Source organism: Paraburkholderia sp. Clong3, assembly GCF_050436485.1.
Lineage (GTDB): Bacteria > Pseudomonadota > Gammaproteobacteria > Burkholderiales > Burkholderiaceae > Paraburkholderia > Paraburkholderia tuberum.
The window spans coordinates 1,660,585-1,679,628 of sequence record NZ_JBNDMH010000003.1 but is presented as its reverse complement, the minus strand read 5'-3'; the positions used below and the strand labels follow the sequence as shown (position 1 = coordinate 1,679,628).

The window sequence follows — 19,044 nt, the reverse complement described above, 5'->3', positions numbered from 1 at the left end:
CAGTGATGATCTCACTGGACCCTCCCTTCCTCACCCAGCAGTCCGCGCGGACGTACGAGCAGCACTAGCCCCATCAGGACGTAAATCACCGCTTCGGTCGCGGACGGGAAAAAGACAGAAGTCAGGCCAGAAGCGACGCCAATAAGAATGCCGCCGAGCAGCGTACCCGGCAGGCTGCCCAGTCCCCCGACGATGATCGCAACGAAACTCGGCATGATGAGCGAATCACCGATGGTCGGTTGCAGTCCGAGCATGCCGGCTGCCAGTACGCCAGCCAGCCCCGCGAGAAAGATGCCGAGGCCGAAATTCATGCTGCGAAGCCACCGTACATTCACGCCCAGTGTCGCGACCGTTTCGAGGTCTCCGACACCAGCGCGGATACGAATGCCGGATCGAGTGAACTTCAGGAACATGAAGAGCGCCGCCACGACGATCACAACCAGAACGACCATGAACACACGATAGCCCGTTAGAAAGAATAACGAGGACGTCAACGGCTGGTTCAGCGCGTCCGGAATCTGGTACGGCAATGTCTGAGGCCCCCAGATATAGCGGCTACCGTCCTGCAGCAGAAACGCGAGCCCGAACGTGAGCAGCAGACTGTATAGGGGATCTCTTCCATACAGCGGGCGAATCAGTACCCGCTCGATCAGCAGTCCGATAGCAGCCGTCAGCAAGGGTGCAATAACAAGCGCCGCCCAAAAGCCGACATACGGCATGATCGTGTAGGCGAGGTAAGCGCCAATTGCCAGGAATCCGCCGTGCGCGAAGTTGATGACACCGCTCAGATTCAGGATCAGCGACAGGCCAAGCGCCATACCGTTGAAAACGTTGAACAGGATCAGTTGCGTCATACCGTTACCTGTGCTGCCGACGTCCGCTTCCGATGTCCCGGCTCATCGGTCGCGCGGCAGTTGCGGCAGCGCGACGTCATTAGGCACTCAGCCCCCTGTCTGGCTTCCCGAACCGGTCATGCCCATGTGAGACGGCAGCCGGTTTCGCTGACCGGCAGCGCCGCGTCGATGCCCTTTACCAGCTGATCGACGTGGAATAGATCATCAGGTCTAGGTCCCTGCGCTACCGCATGTCCCACATAGAGATCCGGCATGAGCTGATGGTTGCCGGCCCGATAGAACGGTGTGTCCGGCATCAGCCCTACGTCCGGCGGCAACTTGAAGCCTTCGAGAGCCCGCGCCAGTTTCACTGCGTCAAGCGTCTTCTCCTGATTAGCGACGAGTGCAACGCTATTGACAGCGACGTGCCCGAACCAGTGTCTGGCAGTCGGCACTCTCCCGGCCTTCTTACGGATGCCGGCCACGTATTCCGCTACGTGGGGTACGTTGGGCTGGTCCCAGTACCATTCGAATACCCACGTACCGATTCGCGCATCCGGCGGCAAGCCCTCGAGCACCTCCAGTTCCTGCTGCGCCCCGGCGATGTGGAAACGCTTGTTAAGGCCGAACTGCACCGCCTGCTTAAGCGAATTGACAGCATCCTGACCTGCGGTAAGAAACAGGATGACGTCAGGATCGGCAGCCTGCGCCTTGATCAAATATGACGAATAGTCGGTGGTGCCAAGCGGCGCCAACGCGGCTCCAGCCTCCACCCCTCCGAACTTCTTCAGGCTCGCCTCGAAGCCGAGTTGCAAGGTGTGGCCAAATGCGTAATCGGGGGTGATGAAAAACCATTTTTTCCCGTACCGGTCGAACAGGACCTTCGATACCGAGTTGGTTTCCATCCTCGTCGTATTGCAGACCCGAAAGACGTTCCAGTGACAATCTGTACCGGTCACGGCGTCGGTATGCCCACCCGTCACAATATGCAGTGTTTTCAATTCGTTTGAAACCTGCCCGATCGCAAGCGCCATAGCCGAGTTGACATTGCCGAGCAGGAAGTCCACCTTGTCACGTTCGATCAGCTTGCGCGCCTTCTGTACAGCAGCGCCAGTATCCGCGCTGGTGGAATCCTCCACGATGAGCTGAACCGGACGACCCAATATGCCCCCGCGCGCATTGATCTGATCGATCGCGTATTCGCAACCCATTTGCTCGTTCTTGCCGAGTTCGGCGTAGGTACCTGTCAACGGGTCGTCGAGCCCGAATTTGATTGGAACCTCTCCGCGCGCCTTGATGATGAAGGGTGCGCCGATCTGCGCAATTCCGGCTGCGGCAGCAGCCTTCAGTACGAGCCGGCGATGCCGTCGGCCCGCGGTCGATAGTCTTCTCATTTCGGTCTCCCACAGAATGGACACGTCCGAGCAATGCTCGCGCTCTCCTCCTGGGAAAGCTGGTTCCGATTTCTACGCTTCGGATTTCCAACGCATATCAAATGTTAGTGCACGATATGACATAATTCCATGAGATGTAACGAAACATCTGAGTGCCAGCCGGTCTATCGCGGTGATTCAACGCACACCGGCGCGGTGCGCGGGTAAAGCGCTTCAGTAAATGTCCCGGGATGCGCATGAAAGAGACTCGGGAAAACCTCCACTCTGAAGAACCCTTCCTCCATTGAGGCATCTGGAACAACTCCGATGCTCGCGCCGGGTGTTGGGAGATCTGGCAGCATCGTCGGCAGTGGTCGCGCTCGCAACCGATCCGGTTGTCAAAGATTGCGCCAACGCGGCGTACACGCCGTCACGTAATGCGTTTGGGCTGGCAATCAGCGCGGTCGCCATCAGCGAATGACCAGTGCGTCCCTATTGATCATCGCGATGACAATCACGAAGGCCTTGCCAACCCGGAGATGACGCTGATCAGCAGCACCGCGACGGCAAGTAGACCGGGCATGTAATTGCCTACTTCGATTGCGCCGAAGTAGTTGTAGCTGCCCTGCAGACTGAGCATGCAAACTGAGCGAAACGACCCCGGGGAGAACGATGGCCGTAATGATCACGCCGCTCATGCGTGCCTCGAAGCTGCGGGTCAATTCGTTGATGGCAAAGACCGCGTTCACAAGCGGCGCATTGAACGCCGCCGACAGGCCTGTGGGGGCGCCGGCGAACGCGAGCCTGTGCTCGAGATCGACGCCGCGGATGGTCCGAAGTCGCGCGGGTTGGAAGTGCCGCAGGTTAAGCATCAGCGATGCGCCGACGTGGATCGTCGTCCCTTCGCGGCCGATGGATGATGCCGCCGAAAATGGGCAGGAATGACGCCACGATCTTGCCGATCAGGATCCCGAAAGCGGCGGCGCAAGTCTGCCGCGACCATACAGCGTGGCGATCACCTGAGGATTGCCGCTGCCTCCCGCGCCGGGAATGAACCGGCTTGTGATCCAAACTCCGGCTGCGCCGATAGCCGGCGTGAGCAGCAGAGGCAGCCATCAGTAGACGGTGGTAGTACGCCGTAATATGTCACGATCTGCGTCAATCAGATGCGCTTCCAGCACTGCGACGAGAGCGGTGACCAACGGGCTCACCCAGAAGATTCCATAGTGGAACCAAAGCCGCCGAACATGTTGCAGCGTTCTTCTGTCCAGGACGCGGAAGAAAGTGGCAGACGGTTTCAACGTCAGATATGGATCAACGCAAAAAAAGCCCAGCCGTGAAGCTGGGCGGAGGGGAATCGCCTTCTGTCGCCTGAAACGAGTGGGCTTGCTGCCGGACCATACGCCATAACATGCAATATCGGCACGCCAGGTCCCACACCACTATCCCGTAGGATAAGCACGTTGTGACATTTATTCAAGCGACTCCTGCACCTTTTTCGTAAAACCAGGAAGGGGGAACACGGCAGGAGTTCATTCAGATGACCTTCGCGAGATAACGGCGGCTGCTCCGATGGCGGCATCGCCTGGGAAAATACGGAGGCACACCACGCAAACGCCACATAGACTTCAAGACGTCGCTTCCCTCGACGTACCGTCCTGCTCCACGTCGTCACTTTTCTGGAAGACAGAATGAAAAAATGCACGATCCGGCTCACGTTCGTGATGCTCGCGCTGCTCGCCGGATGTCATTCGGAAACGAAAACGCCGCAAACGGTCACATCGAGCGGCCAGGCTGCCAATGCGTCGGCGCTCAGTACCGGTCCCTCGACGATCGACGAACTGAACAATCCCAACAGTCCGCTTGCAAAGCGAAGCATCTATTTCGATTTCGACAGCTATACGGTCAGGGATGACTATCAGGCGCTACTCCAGGCACATGCGGACTATCTGCGCCGGCATCCGTCCCAGCATGTGCTGATATAGGGCAACACCGACGAGCGCGGCACCACCGAATACAATCTCGCCCTGGGCGAGCGGCGCTCGCAGGCCGTCATGCGTGAGCTGGAAACGCTTGGCGTGCCCGGGACGCAACTGGAAGCCGTCAGTCTGGGCAAAGAAAAACCGGTTGCGCTGGGGCACGACGAGGCGTCGTGGTCGCAGAATCGCCGCGCCGACCTGGTATACCGCTAATTGCGCAGCGCACGACGCGCGGACCAGTTCAAAGCCCGAAGTACCAGAGCCGCACGTCCTCTTCCTCCGACCATATCTGCACGTCCAGCATCTCGTCGAATTCGACCGGCTCGCCCCGGTACATGCAGCAGAACCCGCGCTCGGTGCGATAGACGATCACCCACTCGCGCGGGTCGGGGGTTGCGTCGGGCGAACGGTCTTCCCGTGTGCTCCCGGAATCCGCAAGGTGCGCCGCGGCCTTGAGCCGCTCGCGCAACGTCCGCCACTCAGTTTTCAGCTTCACGGTCGCTCACCTTGAGACCCCTGCCGTGCACGGCATACGAAGCGTCGTTGACGCGCACGGATTGCGTCGACGTGGCGGTCCTTGCGCGAGCCCGGGGCTGGAAAATATCGATACTGCGCGCGACGGCGTCCGCAATATGCTCCTTCGCAATCACGCCGGACACGTCGAACGCACCATCGACAGCGGTATCGACGAGGACCACCGCCATCACCGCGCGGCGCTGCCGGATTTCGCTGATCACTTCGAACGCCGCATCGGATCGCTTCACGACGATGAAGTTGCGATGCGCGAGCTGCCCGATCGTGACCGTCGGATTGTCATGGCTGACCGCGCGGCGCAGGCCGGTGTTGATGCGCAGCACGCCGTACAGCATGCCTGCCTTCGTGACGACGATGTGCCGGAACGGCGCGACGCCCATGCGATCGAGGAGATCGCGAAACGGCACGTCCGCGTCGAGCACCAGTATGTCGGCCTCCATGATCGCCGCCGCGTTCTGCACGAGAAACATATTGGCGTGCAACGCATCCGGAATGACATGACCGCGCCTGACGAGTTTCATCGTGTAGATCGTCTCGCGCGAGAGGAGCCGGCGGGTTCCGATGCTGAACGCAACCGCAAGTATCATCGGCAGCACGATGTCGTAATCGCGCGTCATTTCGAAGATCATCGCCACTGCCGTCATCGCGGCACCCGTGCCGCCCGCGACCACCGCCCCCATGCCGACCATCGCGAATGCAGGCACGCTGACCGGAGCGGCCGGCACCAGCAGATGGAACAGGGACGCCAGCGCGGCGCCCAACGTCGCGCCGATGAACAGCGACGGCGAGAACACGCCGCCCGACGAGCCGGAGCCGAGGCTAACCGACGTCGCGGCGATCTTGCACAGCGCAAGCAGCAGCAGGAACAGGCCACCTTGCAACTGTTCATTGAGCGTCGCCTGGATCGTTGCGTAGCCCACGCCTTCCACGTAATAGTGGCCTGCGTAGCGCATCAGCAGATACATCATTGCGCCGACGAACAGCATGCCGAGCGCGTGGCGCGCAAAACGCCCCGGAACGCGCTCGAAGGCGTCCTCCGCCCAGTGCAATACGCGAATCAGCAACGCGGCCGCCACGCCGGCCACGACCCCGAGCAGCGCGTAAAGCAGCAGCGTGAAGCCGCTCGCGAGATGGTTATCGAGCGCTCCGAGCTGAGGGGGAACCAGGAAAGCCGCTGCTCCGCCAAAGAACAGCCGTCCCACGAACGTGGCGGTGCCCGTTGCCAGTGCGACGGGCAGAAAAGTCCCCACGCTGATTTCCGGCATCATCAGCTCGGTCGCGAACAGTACGCCGCCGATCGGCGTATTGAACGTCGCGGCAATGCCGGCCCCCGCGCCGCTCGCAACGAGAATGATCCGCTGACTGGCGGGCATCCGCAGCCACTGACCCAGCGTCGAGCCCAGTGCCGAACCGATCTGGATGATCGGACCTTCCCGGCCCACCGCCGCACCGGTGCCGATCGCGATCGCCGATGCGAGCGACTTGACGACCGCCACGACCGGACGGATCACGCCGCCCCCGAAATAGATCGCGTCCATCACTTCTGGCACGCCATGCCCTTTTGCTTCCGGTGCAAAGCGGCTTACCAGCCACGTGACCGCGAAGCCGCCTGCTACCGGCACGAGAATCACCCATGCGCCCCACGGCGACGGCGGGGTAAACTGGCTCGCGTCGTAGAGCGGCGAAAGGCGTCCGAGAAACGCCGCATTATGGATAGTGCCGATCAGCAACCTGAACACGACCGCGCCAAAACCGGTCACGATCCCGAGGCAGAACCCCAGCATGCTCATGCGATAGAGGTCGAGCGGCTTCGCGACTTCTTGGGCGTTTTCAGGAGGCGCCGAATCTCCTTCCTTGCCGTCGAGCTTCGTGGGGGCCATATCCCGCCTCTCCTCGCATGACAACACCGCGTCACCGTTCGGCGCGGGAGCCTCGAGCGGTCCCATGCACGCAATACAAGGTCCACGCAGAAAGAAGCCGAGCGGTCTTGGGGGGATGATCGAACATCGCACCGCCCGCCTGAATCGGTCGGTGCGACCGGGTAGACAGGCCTCGGCAATCATGTCATGCCGTGCCATGCACTATAGTCCTATCAACGCGTGTTCACCAACCTTGATGGTCGTGGCGATACGGAACACCCAACGCTCACTGCATCTCAATCCGGCGCGGGCACGCAATCCATCTGATACGATTTTGCGCTGTCACCCCGTCACGCCGCATTGCCGGTGCGCTTTGCGATAGAGCAACAGGATTTCAGCAAGGCTGCAGAGAATCCGGTTTCAGGCGCCTGGTCCATGTTCCGAACGAGACAGGTAGCAAAGTGAAGCAAACATCACCGCACATCCGGGTCGGCATGCCCAACAAGCAGGATCTCGAAGCCATGTCGGCATTCCGTTACCAGTTACGCAGGTTCCTGCGGTATTCGGAAGAAATTACTCACGCGGAAGGAGTCACGCCTCTGCAATATCAGATGCTCCTTCACGTCAGGGGATTTCCCGACCGTTCCTGGGCCAGTATCGGCGAACTGGCTGAACGGTTGCAGGCAGCGCCCAACGGCACCGCGGCGCTCGTGTCCCGCTGCGAAGCCGCCGGGCTCGTCGAGCGTCGCCCCGACGCTTCCGACCGGCGACTCGTGCAGGTCCATCTGACGGAAAAAGGCGAGCGGTCCCTGTTGAAGCTCGCGATGCTGCACAAGCGGGAAATCGAGTCATTCGGTTGGGCTCTGGGGCAGTTTCAGGTTCAACAGACACCACTGGTTGGCGGAGCGGCCAAATCGCCAGATTGGTGATCATGCAGCGTCGCCAGGGATGAGCATTTGTCGACGGCCGGCGCGCCAGCGACGATCTCCGCGTGCCAGCCCTTTAGCCCGTGTACGTACGACCCATTCTCAAGACATCCAAGACCGCTTGGGCTAATGGGTGATTACCCTCGCACGGACGCGCCAGAAGCTTTCAGGCCTGCCTTAATTGGGGCGATCGTACTTGTCATGCCAGGAGCGGCGCCTGTGGCGCGAAGTCCGCTGGATGACATTTTCCGATGGACGCGAGTGGCTCGACGCCCCTCAGCGGCCACCGCTCGCCGCTTCGTGTGGAGCCGCAATGCACGCGCCTTCCGATTCGGCGGCACGTTCGACAGGTGGCCAAAGTGCCTTGCTAAATGCCCTATCGTGCGCTAAAAAACATTTACTTCCTTCGCGTGTCTACTGGCCGTCCGGCCAATGCCATGGACGCCCCCACCCAGCGAGCACGACTGTCCATGAGTCTTCTTGAGCTCAGAGGCGTTTCCAGGCATTTCGGCGCCATTCAGGCCCTGACCGACGTGACGCTCAGTCTGGAGCCAGGTCAGGTCGTGGGGCTCATGGGCGATAACGGGGCCGGGAAATCGACTTTGGTGAAGGTCGTCGCCGGCAACTTTCCACCTTCGCACGGCGAAATTCTCATCGATGGAAATCCCGTGCATTTCAACAAGCCGGTCGACGCGCGCGCGCGCGGCATCGAAGTCGTCTATCAGGATCTCGCGCTCTGCGACAACCTGACGGCAGCCGCCAACGTTTTCCTTGGCCGCGAACTGCGGGTCGGGTTCGGGCCTATCCGCGTGCTCGATCACGCGACCATGTATCGGCGTGCGGGTGAACTGTTCAATGCACTGAAGTCCGAGACGCGCCCGCGCGACCTCGTCAGGCAAATGTCGGGGGGACAGCGGCAGGCGGTGGCCATCGCCCGCACGCGCCTCTCGGAAGCGAGGCTCGTTCTCATGGACGAGCCGACCGCCTCGATCAGTGTGCGCCAGGTCGTCGAGGTGCTCGATCTCATCAGACGCCTGTCCGAACACGGTATCGCCGTCATCCTCATCAGCCACCGCATGCCTGACGTATTCGCCGTCGCCCACCGGGTGGTTGTCATGCGGCGCGGGCGCAAGGTCGCGGACAAGAAGACCGAAGAGTCCTCCCCGGAAGAAGTGACCGGACTGATCACCGGCGCCCTCGCCGCTGCCTGAACCTGCCTCGCATCGGAGCCACCACATTGAACGACGCGCCGCGAAGGCCCCCTACAGTGCCGCCATTGCTCGATGATCCACAGTCCGCGAGGACGCATACTCGCTGGTCGGGATTGCTCGCAAGCCAGGTGTTCTGGGTCGTGCTGGCAACGATCGTCGCCTGTATCGCCCTGTCTTTCGCGACCTCGACCTTCGCGACCTCCGAGAATCTTTTCAACGTTACGCGAAACTTCGCCTTCGTCGCCATCGTGGCGCTGGGAATGATGGCGGTGATCGTCACGGGCGGCATCGACATTTCGGTTGGCTCGACGATCGGCATCAGCGGTATCGTGCTCTCGGTCGTCATGAACGCGGGCTACCCGATCTGGGCCGGTATCGGCATGGGACTACTGACCGCCGGGCTGGTCGGCCTCGTCAACGGCTTGCTCATCGCGTATCTCGGCATGCAGCCTTTCGTCGTGACGCTCGCCATGCTGAGCGTCGGCCGCAGCCTCGCACTCGTGATCTCCCGCAGCCGGACCATTTTCGATTTCGGCCCCGACGGGAGCAAGCTCCTCGCGCTCGGCGGCGGCGCGACGCTCGGCGTCGCCAATCCGGTGTGGTTCCTGATCCTGCTTGGGCTGTTGTTCTGGTTCGCGTTCGGCTGGACGCGCTGGGGCCGCTATGTGTTCGCGATCGGCGGCAACCGTCATGCGGCGACTCTCACCGGCGTACCGGTGCGCCGCATCGTTTGTTCCGTCTACATGCTCTGCGGCCTCATGGCGGGCGTCGCGGCGATTCTCGAAGTCGGCTGGCTAGGCGCGGTGACGACAGGCCTCGGCACGGGCGACGAACTGCGCGTGATCGCTGCTACCGTGGTCGGCGGGACCAATCTGGCCGGCGGGGTTGGCAGCGCCTTCGGCACGATCGTCGGCGCGGCACTCATCGAGGTCATCCGCAACAGCCTGATCCTGCTTGGCGTCGACGCGTTCTGGCAGGGCACGGTCGTCGGCAGCTTCATCGTCGTCGCGGTGCTCTTTAACAGGCTCGGTGGCGAGCGGCAAGGAGATTGAAATGTCGTTGGACGCACCGGCCGCTTCCCGGCCGGTGCCGCGGGAAGCGGGTGCGGCCGGATTAGGCGCGGAACTGCCGCACGCATGGGTTCACAAGACCGCGAGGATCCGCTCCAAGGCCGAGTTCCGATTTCGGGCCTGACGTTCGATCGTTATGAAGACTGTGTAGGCCGACATGGGCACCGTAGAGCCGGCGCCGAACAGGAGGAAGCAATGAAGAAACTGTGGATGTGTCTTGCTGCGGCTGGAGGACTTGCGATGCTGGCGTCCTCGGGCTTCGCGGCCGATAAGACCCTTGCGCTGGTGGTGAAGGGTCTCGACAACCCGTACTTCGACCTCATGCATCAAGGATGCGAACGGGCGAACAAGGAACTCAACAAGCAAGGCTACAACTGCTACTACACCGGTCCCGCGACCGCCGCGGACGAGAGCGCGCAAGTGCAGATCATCGACGACCTGCTGACCAAGGGCGTCGCGAGCATGGCGATCTCGCCCGCGAACGCGCCGGCTGTGGCGGAGGTGCTGCGCCGCCGCGGCGGATCGGTCCCGATCATCACCGCGGATGCCGATCTGCTGCCGAAGGATGCGTCACTGCGCAAGAGCTATGTCGGCACCGACAACTACGAACTGGGCGCCAAGCTTGGCGAGCAGTTGAAGATGCTGATGCCGAAAGGCGGCAATGTCTGCCTGGTGATGGGCAATCCGGCAGCGGAGAACATCAACCAGCGGGCCCAGGGCGCGCGCGATGTGCTCTCCGGGAAGAAAGGGATCACGAAGCTCGCTGGCGAGAACGGCTGGCATGAGATCAGTGGCTGTCCGCTCTACGTGAACGACGACGCCGCCAAGGCGAACCAGATGATGCAGGACACGCTGACCGCCCACCCTACCGGTCTCGACGCCTTTCTGCTAGCGGGCGGCTGGCCTCTTTTTGCGCCGCAGGCCTTTTCGCAGGTTGTCGCGCCGATAATGGACAAGATCAAGAACGGCAAGTTCGTGATCGTCTCGGCGGATACGCTCGGGCCCGAACTGCAAGCGCTCAAGGACCACAAGGTGAATGTGCTCGTCGGCCAGCGGCCCGAGGAAATGGGCTACCGCGCCGCGATGGTCATGCGTGACCTCGCGGAAGGGAAGTCGGTACCTCCGGTCATTCACACCGGACTCGACGTCTGCACATGGAAGAACGCCGACACTTGCCTGAAACATTGAAGGCCGGCGGCCCACATCATCACGATAACGCGGGAGCCGGATCGACACCGAGCCGACTCTGCGCTGCCTCAATGCATCGACGACACCATTTGCCTGCTCTTCCTGAAAGAGGCCGGGCGCGGCATTGAACACCAATAGCGCGCCGACAATGCACGCTACGACATGTTCGCCGTTGATCAGTTGAAGGGCGATCGCCGCCTCGAGCATCCGGGGTACGGGCGCCCAAAACGGTGCCGTGATACGCGTCGGCCATCCGATGCGATGCTCGTTGAGCTCGTTCCTGCCGCGCTCGCTCAGCAGACGCGCGGCTTGCGCGCTGGTCAGCCCCAAATGCGACGTGCTGCCGGATGTCGTTGTCATGGGCCCGCTTCCAATTTTTGCCTGCTTTGTACCCCACAGTCACAATGATGCCGGCTGGGCCTGTTCCTGACGCTTACCCCGGTCACAAACGACCGTCACGCGACCAACACGCGCACCGTCGATTGAAGCAAGTTAGCCATTTTTCTCCACTGAAACTTGATCTATCGCAATCGAGGTCACGGTAGCGGCTGTTCGTGTAACGCAATGCACATGAGAAATCCCACGGCTCGAAGCATCGCTCTGGTTTGTTCAGTCATCCCAAACATGACTTCGCTAAGCATCAGATAAGCTTCGCATCCTGGACTTCTCTCACGTTCTTCTCATTGCACTGACCACCCCAACTGGAGGCGTTCATGAAATCGACGCCGCGGCGTAGCTCTTGAACCTGGTGGTGATCAGTACGCGTGGAACGCGGCCGTGCCTGCTGAGCAGCTTGCGCATGAGTCGCCTGGCTGCGTGCCTGTCGCGGCGGCTTTGCACCAGCACGTCGGGCACCCCGCCATGCTGGTCCACCGCGCGCCACGCCCCGAATGAAGTCCTCTTGGGGGAAAGCCAGTGCTTCTCTCCGTTGATCGTGGCCACCACTTCGTCGAGGTGCCACCTGTCGCCTGGGGCCAAGGGGGTGGGCCGGATGCGGGAAACTGTAATATCACCACACCGCGTAGCTGATCACGTCAAGCGGAAATCGATAGCCAACATAGGGGCGCGGGTTGTCGACGGCAGTGGCGTTCTGTTGGGCGGCTGCTTTCATGAACGACATTGTCGCCGCCCCCCTTAACCCTGCTAACAACGTCACAATGCCCTCCCGGTAAATGACGCGGTCTGCGATGATCGCCGAATGAACGCCAGTGGCGTGCCGCGATCGTGGCGCGGCTGACAGAATGGCACCGGTCATTTCGTACAGCAGGAGATTGTCTGAGTGACCCATCTCCTCCCGATAAAGTAGGCGTCTAGCATGAGTGAATACTTCACACCTCTGTCATGCATTTGCGCGCCCAAAACGACGTTCGCGCGCCCGATATGATGCGAGTGCGGCATCAAGCGCGGCTTCGTCAAAATCTGGCCAGAAGATGTCGGTGAAGTAGAGTTCAGTGTACGCGAGCTGCCATAGCAGGAAGTTGCTGATGCGCTGCTCACCTCCGGTCCGGATCGGCAGATCGGGTTCCGGCGCGTACGCCATCGCCAGATATTGCGCGAAGCTGGCTTCGTCGACCGGCACGGCGTGACCATCGACGGCGCTCCGTGCGGGTAGCTCGCTTATAGCGTGAAGGATATCCCAGCGACCGCCGTAATTCGCCGCAATGGTCAGCGTCATACGTGTATTGTGGGCGGTTCTGATTTCCCCTCGCTTCACGAGCGCCCGAAGGTGCGCATCGAACGCCGACAGATCACCAACGACGCGCAAGCGGATGCCATTCTTGTGCAACCGTGCCGTTTCACGCTGTAGCGTCGCCCCGAACAGACGCATCAGGAACGACACTTCGTCCTCCGGCCGGCGCCAGTTCTCCGAACTGAATGCAAACAGCGTCAGGAATTCGACGCCGCGCCGCGCGCAGCCCTCGACGATTGCGCGGACCGCTTCCACACCCTTCACGTGACCGGCCACTCGGGGCAGCCTGCGCTGCGCCGCCCAGCGGCCATTGCCGTCCATAATGATTGCAATGTGCCGCGGCACATCGGTCACGACCGGTACGCTAACGGTCGAGCTTTTATGGATCATGGGAACCGCCGCGAGTCAGGCGGAACACGAAAGTCCCCGAAGGTCATGAAGGTGCCCCTGGACTCTTTTCCTGGTGATCAACTCGACCGCCACCAAATGACGTGGACATCGGCTGCGCCACCGGACGAAATGGATAATCTTATGGTATGCAGACGAAACTGAAAGGATGCTTAAGACGGGGATACGACTCGAGGAAATCGAAAGCCTGGGCGCGTGTGACGGCTGTGACGCGCATATCCCCTATAGGCCCCAGCATCGCCTTGAATATACGTGCGACCTCGACCGCTCACTTTGTCTTCCGATTTACTTCTACATACCCTTCCAGATAGTCGCGGCACAGCTGTCTGACGGTGTAATCGCCTGGGTGCGCAGCCGCTGATTCCCGTTCTCCGCAGTGTCGAAGGTTCGGCACCGGAATCGCGTTCGACGCGCTTCGTTTGCCACGCAGCGATCGCTGCGGCAAATGAGGTCGACGGCCACTCACGAGCTTCACCTGTCGCATGCGACCGTCGATCGGCGACTTATAGCGATACGTCCATGACTTGCGGCTCGTTGAAGCCTGGTAGGCGTAGGCCTGGAAATCCCTCAAACGTCATGTGCTCGCCGCTCGGCAGCTTGGGCACGGCACGTGCGTCAAAGCGCATTCTTCCCTCGGCGCAGGTTTTTCCGAGACAAGCATACCCGGCGCAGGTTTTCTGCATAACGGCACAAAAACCTACGCCAGCATCACAAGTTTGAGTAAGCGGAGACACGCGTCGACACCCCAACCGATGGGCCTGAAGCGTTAATATTTTTCTTAAAATTCAGATACTTGCGGTATATCCTGGGAAGGCTTTGGGCTTACCGAGACAAGCCTGAAAACATGGCTATTCGTTCTCGTCGAAGTAATGCCCGAACTTCAGCTGCTTCGTGCGGATATACCGCTCGTTTTCCTCGCGCATCGGAATCGCGAGCGCGACACGCTCGCACACCGGAATGCCGTGCTTCGACAGCGTGTCGAACTTTTCGGGATTGTTACTCATCAGGCGCACCGACGTGACCTTCAGCGTGCGCAGGATGCCCGCGGCCGAATCGTATTCGCGTGAATCGTCGGGCAGGCCGAGATCGAGGTTGGCTTCGACGGTATCGCGCCCCTGCTCCTGCAGCGCATACGCGCGGATCTTGTTCGACAGACCGATGCCGCGTCCTTCGTGGCCGCGCAGATACAGCAGTACGCCGCAACCCTCTGCCGCGATATAGCGCAGCGCGAGATCGAGCTGCTCGCCGCAGTCGCAGCGATAGGAGCCGAGCACGTCGCCCGTCAGACATTCCGAATGCAGGCGCGTCAGCACCGACGACTGGTTGGCGACATCGCCCATCACGAGCGCGAGATGTTCGGCGCCGCTGTCGACCACGCGAAACACATAGGAAGTGAACGTGCCGTAGCGCGTGGGCAGCGTGGCGGTGGCGTCGAGCACGACGCATTCGCCGGTGACGGCGCCGTCCGCTGCGGGCGATGGATCCTGAGACGTGAGCATGGCGTTGAACAATGGTGCTGGCATGAACCCGGTCGAGCCGGGGATAAGGTATGGACTGCGAGTTTACCGCTAATCCGCATGCAGCACGTGGATGCCCCTTCGCTTGCACGGGACGCTGCCCCGCGACAAGCCGCACCCGGCACACGCGCATCACGCGAAACACGACCCCGAGACCCGAAACAAGCCCGCGCGGACCGCGTCAATCCAGCGAGCATCGTCCGGCGCGCCCGAGGTATTCCCGGTGTACCGCGGGCGCACGTCGCGCCTATACTGGTATCGCCTGTCCCTCACGACAGTGCGCCACTTCGGCGTGCTGCATTGCGAAACGGAGCCGCTCCATGACAAGCGTTGCACAGCTTCTTAAAACGAAACCGAACCCCTCCGAGGTCTACACGATCGGCGCCGACGATTCCGTCTACGAGGCGATCCGGTTGATGGCCGAGAAAAGCATCGGCGCGCTGGTGGTGACGGACGGCGACAGCATCGCCGGCATCATCACGGAGCGCGACTACGCGCGCAAGATCGTGCTGATGGACCGGTCGTCGAAGGCGACGCCGGTGCGCGACATCATGAGCAAGGCGGTGCGCTTCGTTCGTCCGGACCAGACGACCGAAGAGTGCATGGCGCTGATGACCGAGCGGCGCATGCGTCACCTGCCTGTCATCGACAACGAGAGGCTGGTCGGCATGGTGTCGATTGGCGACCTCGTGAAGGACATCATCGCGGAGCAGCAGTTCACGATTCAGCAACTCGAGTTCTATATTCACGGCGAACGGCTCTGACAGGCAGCACGGTTTTCGCTGAGCGACACCGCATCGATCATCCGCGCGGGACCAGACGCAAAAAAAGCCCAAACCTCCAAGAGCTTGGGCCAAGCTACCTTGCGGCAGCGGAGGTTCCTTCGGAAAGAGGAACGCAACGCGCGCGGATGACACGCTCTCGGGCGCATGAGTGCGGCGCGCTCGTTTGAAACAGTACCGGGTATGAAACGCTGTGTGCGCCGTCAAACGACGCGCACACAGATTCTGCTGCTTGCTTAGTTACCGAAATTAGTTACCGAAATAGACGCTCTTCGGGCCGCTCATCGGCTGCATCACGCCGCCCGCCTGGGTCGATCCGCTCATCGGCGCGCCGTAACCGCTGGTTTCAGCGCTCGGCTGGGTTTGCGCGACGGCCGGATTTTGCGCTTGCACACGCTGCTCGGCGGCCTGGATGTCGGCCGGATACTTCGGGTCGCTCGAGGTCGACGGGTTGTACCCCGCGTGCTCCAGCTGGATCAGTTCGCTGCGGACTTCCGCGCGGGTGACCGGCTGCTGGCTCGACTGCGCGAACGATACGACCGGCGCGGCGACAAGGGCCGCAATGGCAACTGCCTTGATCAGCGACTTCATGGTGACTTCCCTCCAATGTGGTTTTATCGGCATCGCCGACACCTCGGTGTCCAGCGAATGACTTGAAGTCTAGTCACCGCACTGTCAAGGGAAAACCCTTAATTGCGAGATAGAAAATTGCTCAGTTCGCAACGATCTTGGAAAATATCGTGGAACCACCTCCGTTAGCATGATCTTCGGGGTAACAATTGCCCGGATCGTCACCTTTGCGTCTGATGTTTCCGAAATACGTCTGATCGAAGAAAAAATTCGCCCGCCCGCACGCCGAAACGTCTGAATCGATGTACGCGCGTAGCTGCGACGTCATGCGCCCGAATGCGGAATCGTCAGTAGCTTGCGCGGGCCGCTGACGAACGCGCTGCCCGGCTCGAAAAATCGCAACGGACGGTGCATCTCGCGCGACAGGCCGATGCGCGTCGTCACGCCGATCGGCGCGTCGCCAGTCTCGATCACGCCGATCCATAGCCCCCGCCCCGTACACAAATCGCAGCCGTCGAACGCCTGGCCGATGCCGAACGCCACCGTCAGCCGGCCGGGTCCGCGCGCGAGATCGCGCAGCGGCACGCCGGGACGGCGCGCTTCCATCAGCGCGAGTCCTTCGAGCGGTTCGATCGCGCGCAGCAGGATGCCGGCGCCGACCTCCTCCGCTTCGGACGACATGTTGAGCATGTAAGACACGCCGTAGGTCAGCCGCACATAAGCATGACCGCGCGCGAGGAACATCGACCCGTTGTACGGACGACGTCCGATGAACGCATGGCTCGTCGAGTCGCCGAGCGGATACGCCTCGGTCTCGACGATGCGTCCGCTCAGGCGTCCTTCGGGCAGATCGTGCACGAGATATTTGCCGACCATGAAGCGCGCGAGTTCCACGGTATCGATCGGCAGATCCTCGCGGCGCAACGGTCGGATCGGAAGAGCTTCGTTTCGCATGCGCTGGGTGTCCTTGAGTCGGTGCTGAAATCGGTGCTGAAACCTACGGCCTCGCGGCAAGCGCGCAGTCGCCCCACTCCCACGTCATCGACCGGTTGCGCTCGACAAATTCGTTGTACCGAAGCCTCATTTTCTGCGCCATGGAAGTCAACATGGCACCAATTGTTGTATTGTGTCCATCCGGCCGGTCACACGGCCGTTTGCATGTTTCGGCGCGCGCTTCGCGGCTCGCTGAAACCGCGTGTCGGCTGAAAGCGTTCGCAGACTGCTGTACCTGTTCCATTGGCATGGAATCCCGCCGTACCCGCTGGTGTAAAAAAATCGATCCCATCCGGGGATCGACGTTCTACGACAACAGGAGATGGTTGAATGAAAGCATTCTCGGCAATCAAGATGATCGGCGGCGCACTGGTCGTTCTCGCTTCCCTCAACGCGTACGCGCAAAGCAGCGATGCGGCCGCGAGCGCAGCGCCGGCGGCAATGGCACCGACCGCCAAGCAGACTCGCGCGGCTAATCGCGCGCTGCAGAAGAAGGTCCGCGCGACGCTCGCACGTACGAAGGGCCTGACCGTCGGGAACATCACCGTGCGCGCACGCGAAGGCGCCGTCACGCTGGAAGGCTCGGTGCCGGAACAGGCTCAGATCGAACTCGCGACGAACGCCGCTCAAGGCGTGGCAGGCGTGACGTCGGTGAAGAGCGCGCTGTCGATCCGCGCGATGGGCCAGTAATCCAGTCGAACGGCCGAAGAAGTTGCGGTAACAGCAGCAAGCTGGCGTCGACGGCGGAAAGCTCCGCCGCGACGCCAATTCCCCCTCCGATGCAGCGCTCGACACCATTGCCTCACGGTGCGGCCATCGCACCATCCGACGCGGCGATTCCCCGCGCCCCCGAAACCGCGATATTTTTAATGCGCTACGCGCGTCGCGATGACGACCCGACCGCGTGGCGACGGCTTCTCGCAACGAGTTATCCCCGATAATTTAATAGCTTAACGTCACTTGTTAAGATATTACTTCAAGTTCATACACGCACCGAAAGGAAGGCCGCATGACTTCGTCCGCGACCGTCTTGCCTCGTTGGACTCTCGTCGCGCCGATCGTTAGCTGGATCGTGCTCGGCGCCGCCTACGCGATGCCGGGCAACACGCTGCTGCTCGCACTGGCCGGCATGTCGCTATGCGCGGCCGTGTTTGCCGCCGTGCATCATGCCGAAGTGGTCGCGCATCGCGTCGGCGAGCCCGTTTGGCACGCTGGTACTCGCGGTCGCCGTCACGGTGATCGAGGTGGCGCTGATCGTCTCGGTGATGCTGACGTCCGGTCCCGAGAAAGCCGGCCTCGCGCGCGATACGGTATTCGCGGCCGTGATGATCGTCTGCAACGGGCTCGTCGGGCTGTGTCTGCTGGTGGGCGGCATCCGCCATCTGGAACAGGACTTCCAGAGCCGCGGCGCGGCGGCCGCGCTGGCGGTGCTCGCGTCGCTGTCGGTACTGACGCTCGTGATGCCGAATTTCACGACCACCAGCCCCGGGCCTGTCCTGTCGCCGTCGCAGCTCGCGTTTGCCGGCGTGTCGTCGCTGGTGCTGTACTGCGTGTTCGTGTTCGTGCAGACGGTGCGCCATCGCGACTACTTCCTCGCCGGCGTGCCCGACGAAGACGTCCATGCCGAGCCGCCCGGCGCGCGCCTCGCCGCCGTCAGCGGCGTGCTGCTGCTCGTGAGCCTCGTCGCGGTCGTGCTGCTCGCGAAAGTGCTGTCGCCGGTGGTCGAGTCCGCGGTGCTGAGCGCGGGCGCGCCGCCGGCGGTGGTCGGTATCGTGATTGCGTCGCTGGTGCTGTTGCCGGAAGGACTCGCGGCGCTGCGCGCGGCGCGCGCCGACCGTCTGCAGACCAGCCTGAACCTCGCGCTCGGCTCGTCACTGGCGAGTATCGGCCTGACCATTCCCACCGTCGCCGGCGTGTTCCTGTACATCGGTCAGCCTATCGTGCTCGGCATCGATGGCAAGGACATGGTGCTGCTGGCGCTCACGCTGGTAGTCGCGACGCTGACGCTCAGCACCGGGCGCACGACGATTCTGCAAGGCGCCGTGCATCTGTCGCTGTTCGCGGCTTATCTGTTTCTGTCGTTCGCGCCGTGACGCAATGCCTTATCCGGC

At 61.7% G+C, this 19,044-nt stretch carries 17 protein-coding genes and 3 pseudogenes; 8 read left to right on the top strand and 12 right to left on the bottom strand.

The annotated features are described in order from the left end of the window. Positions 1–11: 11 nt before the first annotated feature. The 3 genes from OKW30_RS31125 to OKW30_RS31115 form a co-directional block, all read right to left on the bottom strand. A complete protein-coding gene (locus OKW30_RS31125; protein WP_429348498.1) occupies positions 12–854 on the bottom strand; it encodes a branched-chain amino acid ABC transporter permease in 843 nt (280 codons plus the stop codon). A 116-nt stretch (positions 855–970) separates the two neighbouring features. Continuing rightward, complete coding sequence (locus OKW30_RS31120; protein ID WP_187618219.1) at positions 971–2,227, bottom strand: ABC transporter substrate-binding protein; 1,257 nt, start codon at positions 2,225–2,227, stop codon at positions 971–973. Between the two features lie 449 nt (positions 2,228–2,676). Then, positions 2,677–3,078 (bottom strand): chloride channel protein, encoded by a 402-nt coding sequence (locus tag OKW30_RS31115; RefSeq protein ID WP_429348497.1) that lies wholly within the window; start codon positions 3,076–3,078, stop codon positions 2,677–2,679. Positions 3,079–3,897: 819 nt separating this feature from the next. Here OKW30_RS31115 and pal point away from each other — a divergent pair. Next, positions 3,898–4,398 (top strand): annotated as a pseudogene (gene pal, locus OKW30_RS31110) (peptidoglycan-associated lipoprotein Pal). A gap of 28 nt (positions 4,399–4,426) precedes the next feature. On the opposite strand, the gene OKW30_RS31105 reads toward pal, so the two are convergent. Further along, positions 4,427–4,681, bottom strand: coding sequence for a hypothetical protein (locus OKW30_RS31105; protein ID WP_184033945.1), 255 nt, complete (start codon positions 4,679–4,681; stop codon positions 4,427–4,429). Beyond that, positions 4,665–6,599, bottom strand: coding sequence for a chloride channel protein (locus OKW30_RS31100; protein WP_429348496.1), 1,935 nt, complete (start codon positions 6,597–6,599; stop codon positions 4,665–4,667). Before OKW30_RS31100 ends, OKW30_RS31105 begins: the two co-directional genes overlap by 17 nt. A gap of 473 nt (positions 6,600–7,072) precedes the next feature. Between OKW30_RS31100 and OKW30_RS31095 the strand changes: the two genes are divergently transcribed. The 4 genes from OKW30_RS31095 (at position 7,073) to OKW30_RS31080 (ending at position 10,973) form a co-directional block, all read left to right on the top strand. Beyond that, complete coding sequence (locus tag OKW30_RS31095; protein WP_184069440.1) at positions 7,073–7,507, top strand: MarR family winged helix-turn-helix transcriptional regulator; 435 nt, start codon at positions 7,073–7,075, stop codon at positions 7,505–7,507. A gap of 467 nt (positions 7,508–7,974) precedes the next feature. After that, positions 7,975–8,715, top strand: a complete 741-nt coding sequence (locus OKW30_RS31090) for an ATP-binding cassette domain-containing protein (RefSeq protein ID WP_184069360.1) — start codon at positions 7,975–7,977, stop codon at positions 8,713–8,715. A gap of 113 nt (positions 8,716–8,828) precedes the next feature. After that, positions 8,829–9,767 (top strand): ABC transporter permease, encoded by a 939-nt coding sequence (locus OKW30_RS31085; protein WP_221311512.1) that lies wholly within the window; start codon positions 8,829–8,831, stop codon positions 9,765–9,767. Positions 9,768–9,980: 213 nt separating this feature from the next. After that, entirely contained in the window at positions 9,981–10,973 is a 993-nt protein-coding gene (locus tag OKW30_RS31080; RefSeq protein ID WP_184069356.1) for a sugar-binding protein, read from the top strand. A gap of 195 nt (positions 10,974–11,168) precedes the next feature. On the opposite strand, the pseudogene OKW30_RS31075 reads toward OKW30_RS31080, so the two are convergent. The 5 genes and pseudogenes from OKW30_RS31075 to ribA form a co-directional block, all read right to left on the bottom strand. Then, positions 11,169–11,333: pseudogene (locus OKW30_RS31075) on the bottom strand (cation-transporting P-type ATPase); the annotation flags it as partial. 351 nt (positions 11,334–11,684) lie between these two features. Next, on the bottom strand, positions 11,685–11,951 hold the full coding sequence (locus tag OKW30_RS31070) for a DDE-type integrase/transposase/recombinase (protein ID WP_429348495.1): 267 nt from the start codon (positions 11,949–11,951) through the stop codon (positions 11,685–11,687). A 31-nt stretch (positions 11,952–11,982) separates the two neighbouring features. After that, on the bottom strand, positions 11,983–12,261 hold the full coding sequence (locus OKW30_RS31065) for a hypothetical protein (protein WP_429348494.1): 279 nt from the start codon (positions 12,259–12,261) through the stop codon (positions 11,983–11,985). 51 nt (positions 12,262–12,312) lie between these two features. Then, complete coding sequence (gene uppS, locus OKW30_RS31060; protein ID WP_429348493.1) at positions 12,313–13,053, bottom strand: polyprenyl diphosphate synthase; 741 nt, start codon at positions 13,051–13,053, stop codon at positions 12,313–12,315. A gap of 866 nt (positions 13,054–13,919) precedes the next feature. Next, positions 13,920–14,570 (bottom strand): GTP cyclohydrolase II, encoded by a 651-nt coding sequence (gene ribA, locus OKW30_RS31055; RefSeq protein ID WP_090805969.1) that lies wholly within the window; start codon positions 14,568–14,570, stop codon positions 13,920–13,922. 338 nt (positions 14,571–14,908) lie between these two features. On the opposite strand from ribA, the gene OKW30_RS31050 reads away from it, so the two are divergent. Next, positions 14,909–15,352: a CBS domain-containing protein gene (locus OKW30_RS31050; protein WP_184069350.1), complete on the top strand. Its 444-nt coding sequence runs from the start codon at positions 14,909–14,911 to the stop codon at positions 15,350–15,352. A gap of 267 nt (positions 15,353–15,619) precedes the next feature. Here the strand turns inward: OKW30_RS31050 and OKW30_RS31045 are convergent, their stop codons facing one another. Both OKW30_RS31045 and OKW30_RS31040 read right to left on the bottom strand, forming a co-directional pair. Further along, positions 15,620–15,961, bottom strand: a complete 342-nt coding sequence (locus OKW30_RS31045; protein WP_429348492.1) for a DUF4148 domain-containing protein — start codon at positions 15,959–15,961, stop codon at positions 15,620–15,622. Between the two features lie 303 nt (positions 15,962–16,264). Then, positions 16,265–16,894 (bottom strand): DNA-3-methyladenine glycosylase, encoded by a 630-nt coding sequence (locus OKW30_RS31040; RefSeq protein ID WP_184033983.1) that lies wholly within the window; start codon positions 16,892–16,894, stop codon positions 16,265–16,267. Positions 16,895–17,263: 369 nt separating this feature from the next. Between OKW30_RS31040 and OKW30_RS31035 the strand changes: the two genes are divergently transcribed. Both OKW30_RS31035 and OKW30_RS31030 read left to right on the top strand, forming a co-directional pair. Beyond that, positions 17,264–17,623, top strand: a complete 360-nt coding sequence (locus tag OKW30_RS31035; RefSeq protein ID WP_184069346.1) for a BON domain-containing protein — start codon at positions 17,264–17,266, stop codon at positions 17,621–17,623. Between the two features lie 319 nt (positions 17,624–17,942). Beyond that, positions 17,943–19,026: pseudogene (locus OKW30_RS31030) on the top strand (calcium:proton antiporter). Positions 19,027–19,044: the final 18 nt, after the last annotated feature.

Coding starts and splice junctions, on each gene's coding strand:
- OKW30_RS31095 (WP_184069440.1), top strand. CDS start 7,073: ATGCCCAACAAGCAGGATCTCGAAGCCATGTCGGCATTCCGTTACCAG.
- ribA (WP_090805969.1), bottom strand. CDS start 14,570: ATGCTCACGTCTCAGGATCCATCGCCCGCAGCGGACGGCGCCGTCACC.
- OKW30_RS31080 (WP_184069356.1), top strand. CDS start 9,981: ATGAAGAAACTGTGGATGTGTCTTGCTGCGGCTGGAGGACTTGCGATG.
- OKW30_RS31115 (WP_429348497.1), bottom strand. CDS start 3,078: ATGCTTAACCTGCGGCACTTCCAACCCGCGCGACTTCGGACCATCCGC.
- uppS (WP_429348493.1), bottom strand. CDS start 13,053: ATGATCCATAAAAGCTCGACCGTTAGCGTACCGGTCGTGACCGATGTG.
- OKW30_RS31120 (WP_187618219.1), bottom strand. CDS start 2,227: ATGAGAAGACTATCGACCGCGGGCCGACGGCATCGCCGGCTCGTACTG.
- OKW30_RS31050 (WP_184069350.1), top strand. CDS start 14,909: ATGACAAGCGTTGCACAGCTTCTTAAAACGAAACCGAACCCCTCCGAG.
- OKW30_RS31035 (WP_184069346.1), top strand. CDS start 17,264: ATGAAAGCATTCTCGGCAATCAAGATGATCGGCGGCGCACTGGTCGTT.
- OKW30_RS31040 (WP_184033983.1), bottom strand. CDS start 16,894: ATGCGAAACGAAGCTCTTCCGATCCGACCGTTGCGCCGCGAGGATCTG.
- OKW30_RS31045 (WP_429348492.1), bottom strand. CDS start 15,961: ATGAAGTCGCTGATCAAGGCAGTTGCCATTGCGGCCCTTGTCGCCGCG.
- OKW30_RS31125 (WP_429348498.1), bottom strand. CDS start 854: ATGACGCAACTGATCCTGTTCAACGTTTTCAACGGTATGGCGCTTGGC.
- OKW30_RS31090 (WP_184069360.1), top strand. CDS start 7,975: ATGAGTCTTCTTGAGCTCAGAGGCGTTTCCAGGCATTTCGGCGCCATT.
- OKW30_RS31100 (WP_429348496.1), bottom strand. CDS start 6,599: ATGGCCCCCACGAAGCTCGACGGCAAGGAAGGAGATTCGGCGCCTCCT.
- OKW30_RS31065 (WP_429348494.1), bottom strand. CDS start 12,261: ATGGGTCACTCAGACAATCTCCTGCTGTACGAAATGACCGGTGCCATT.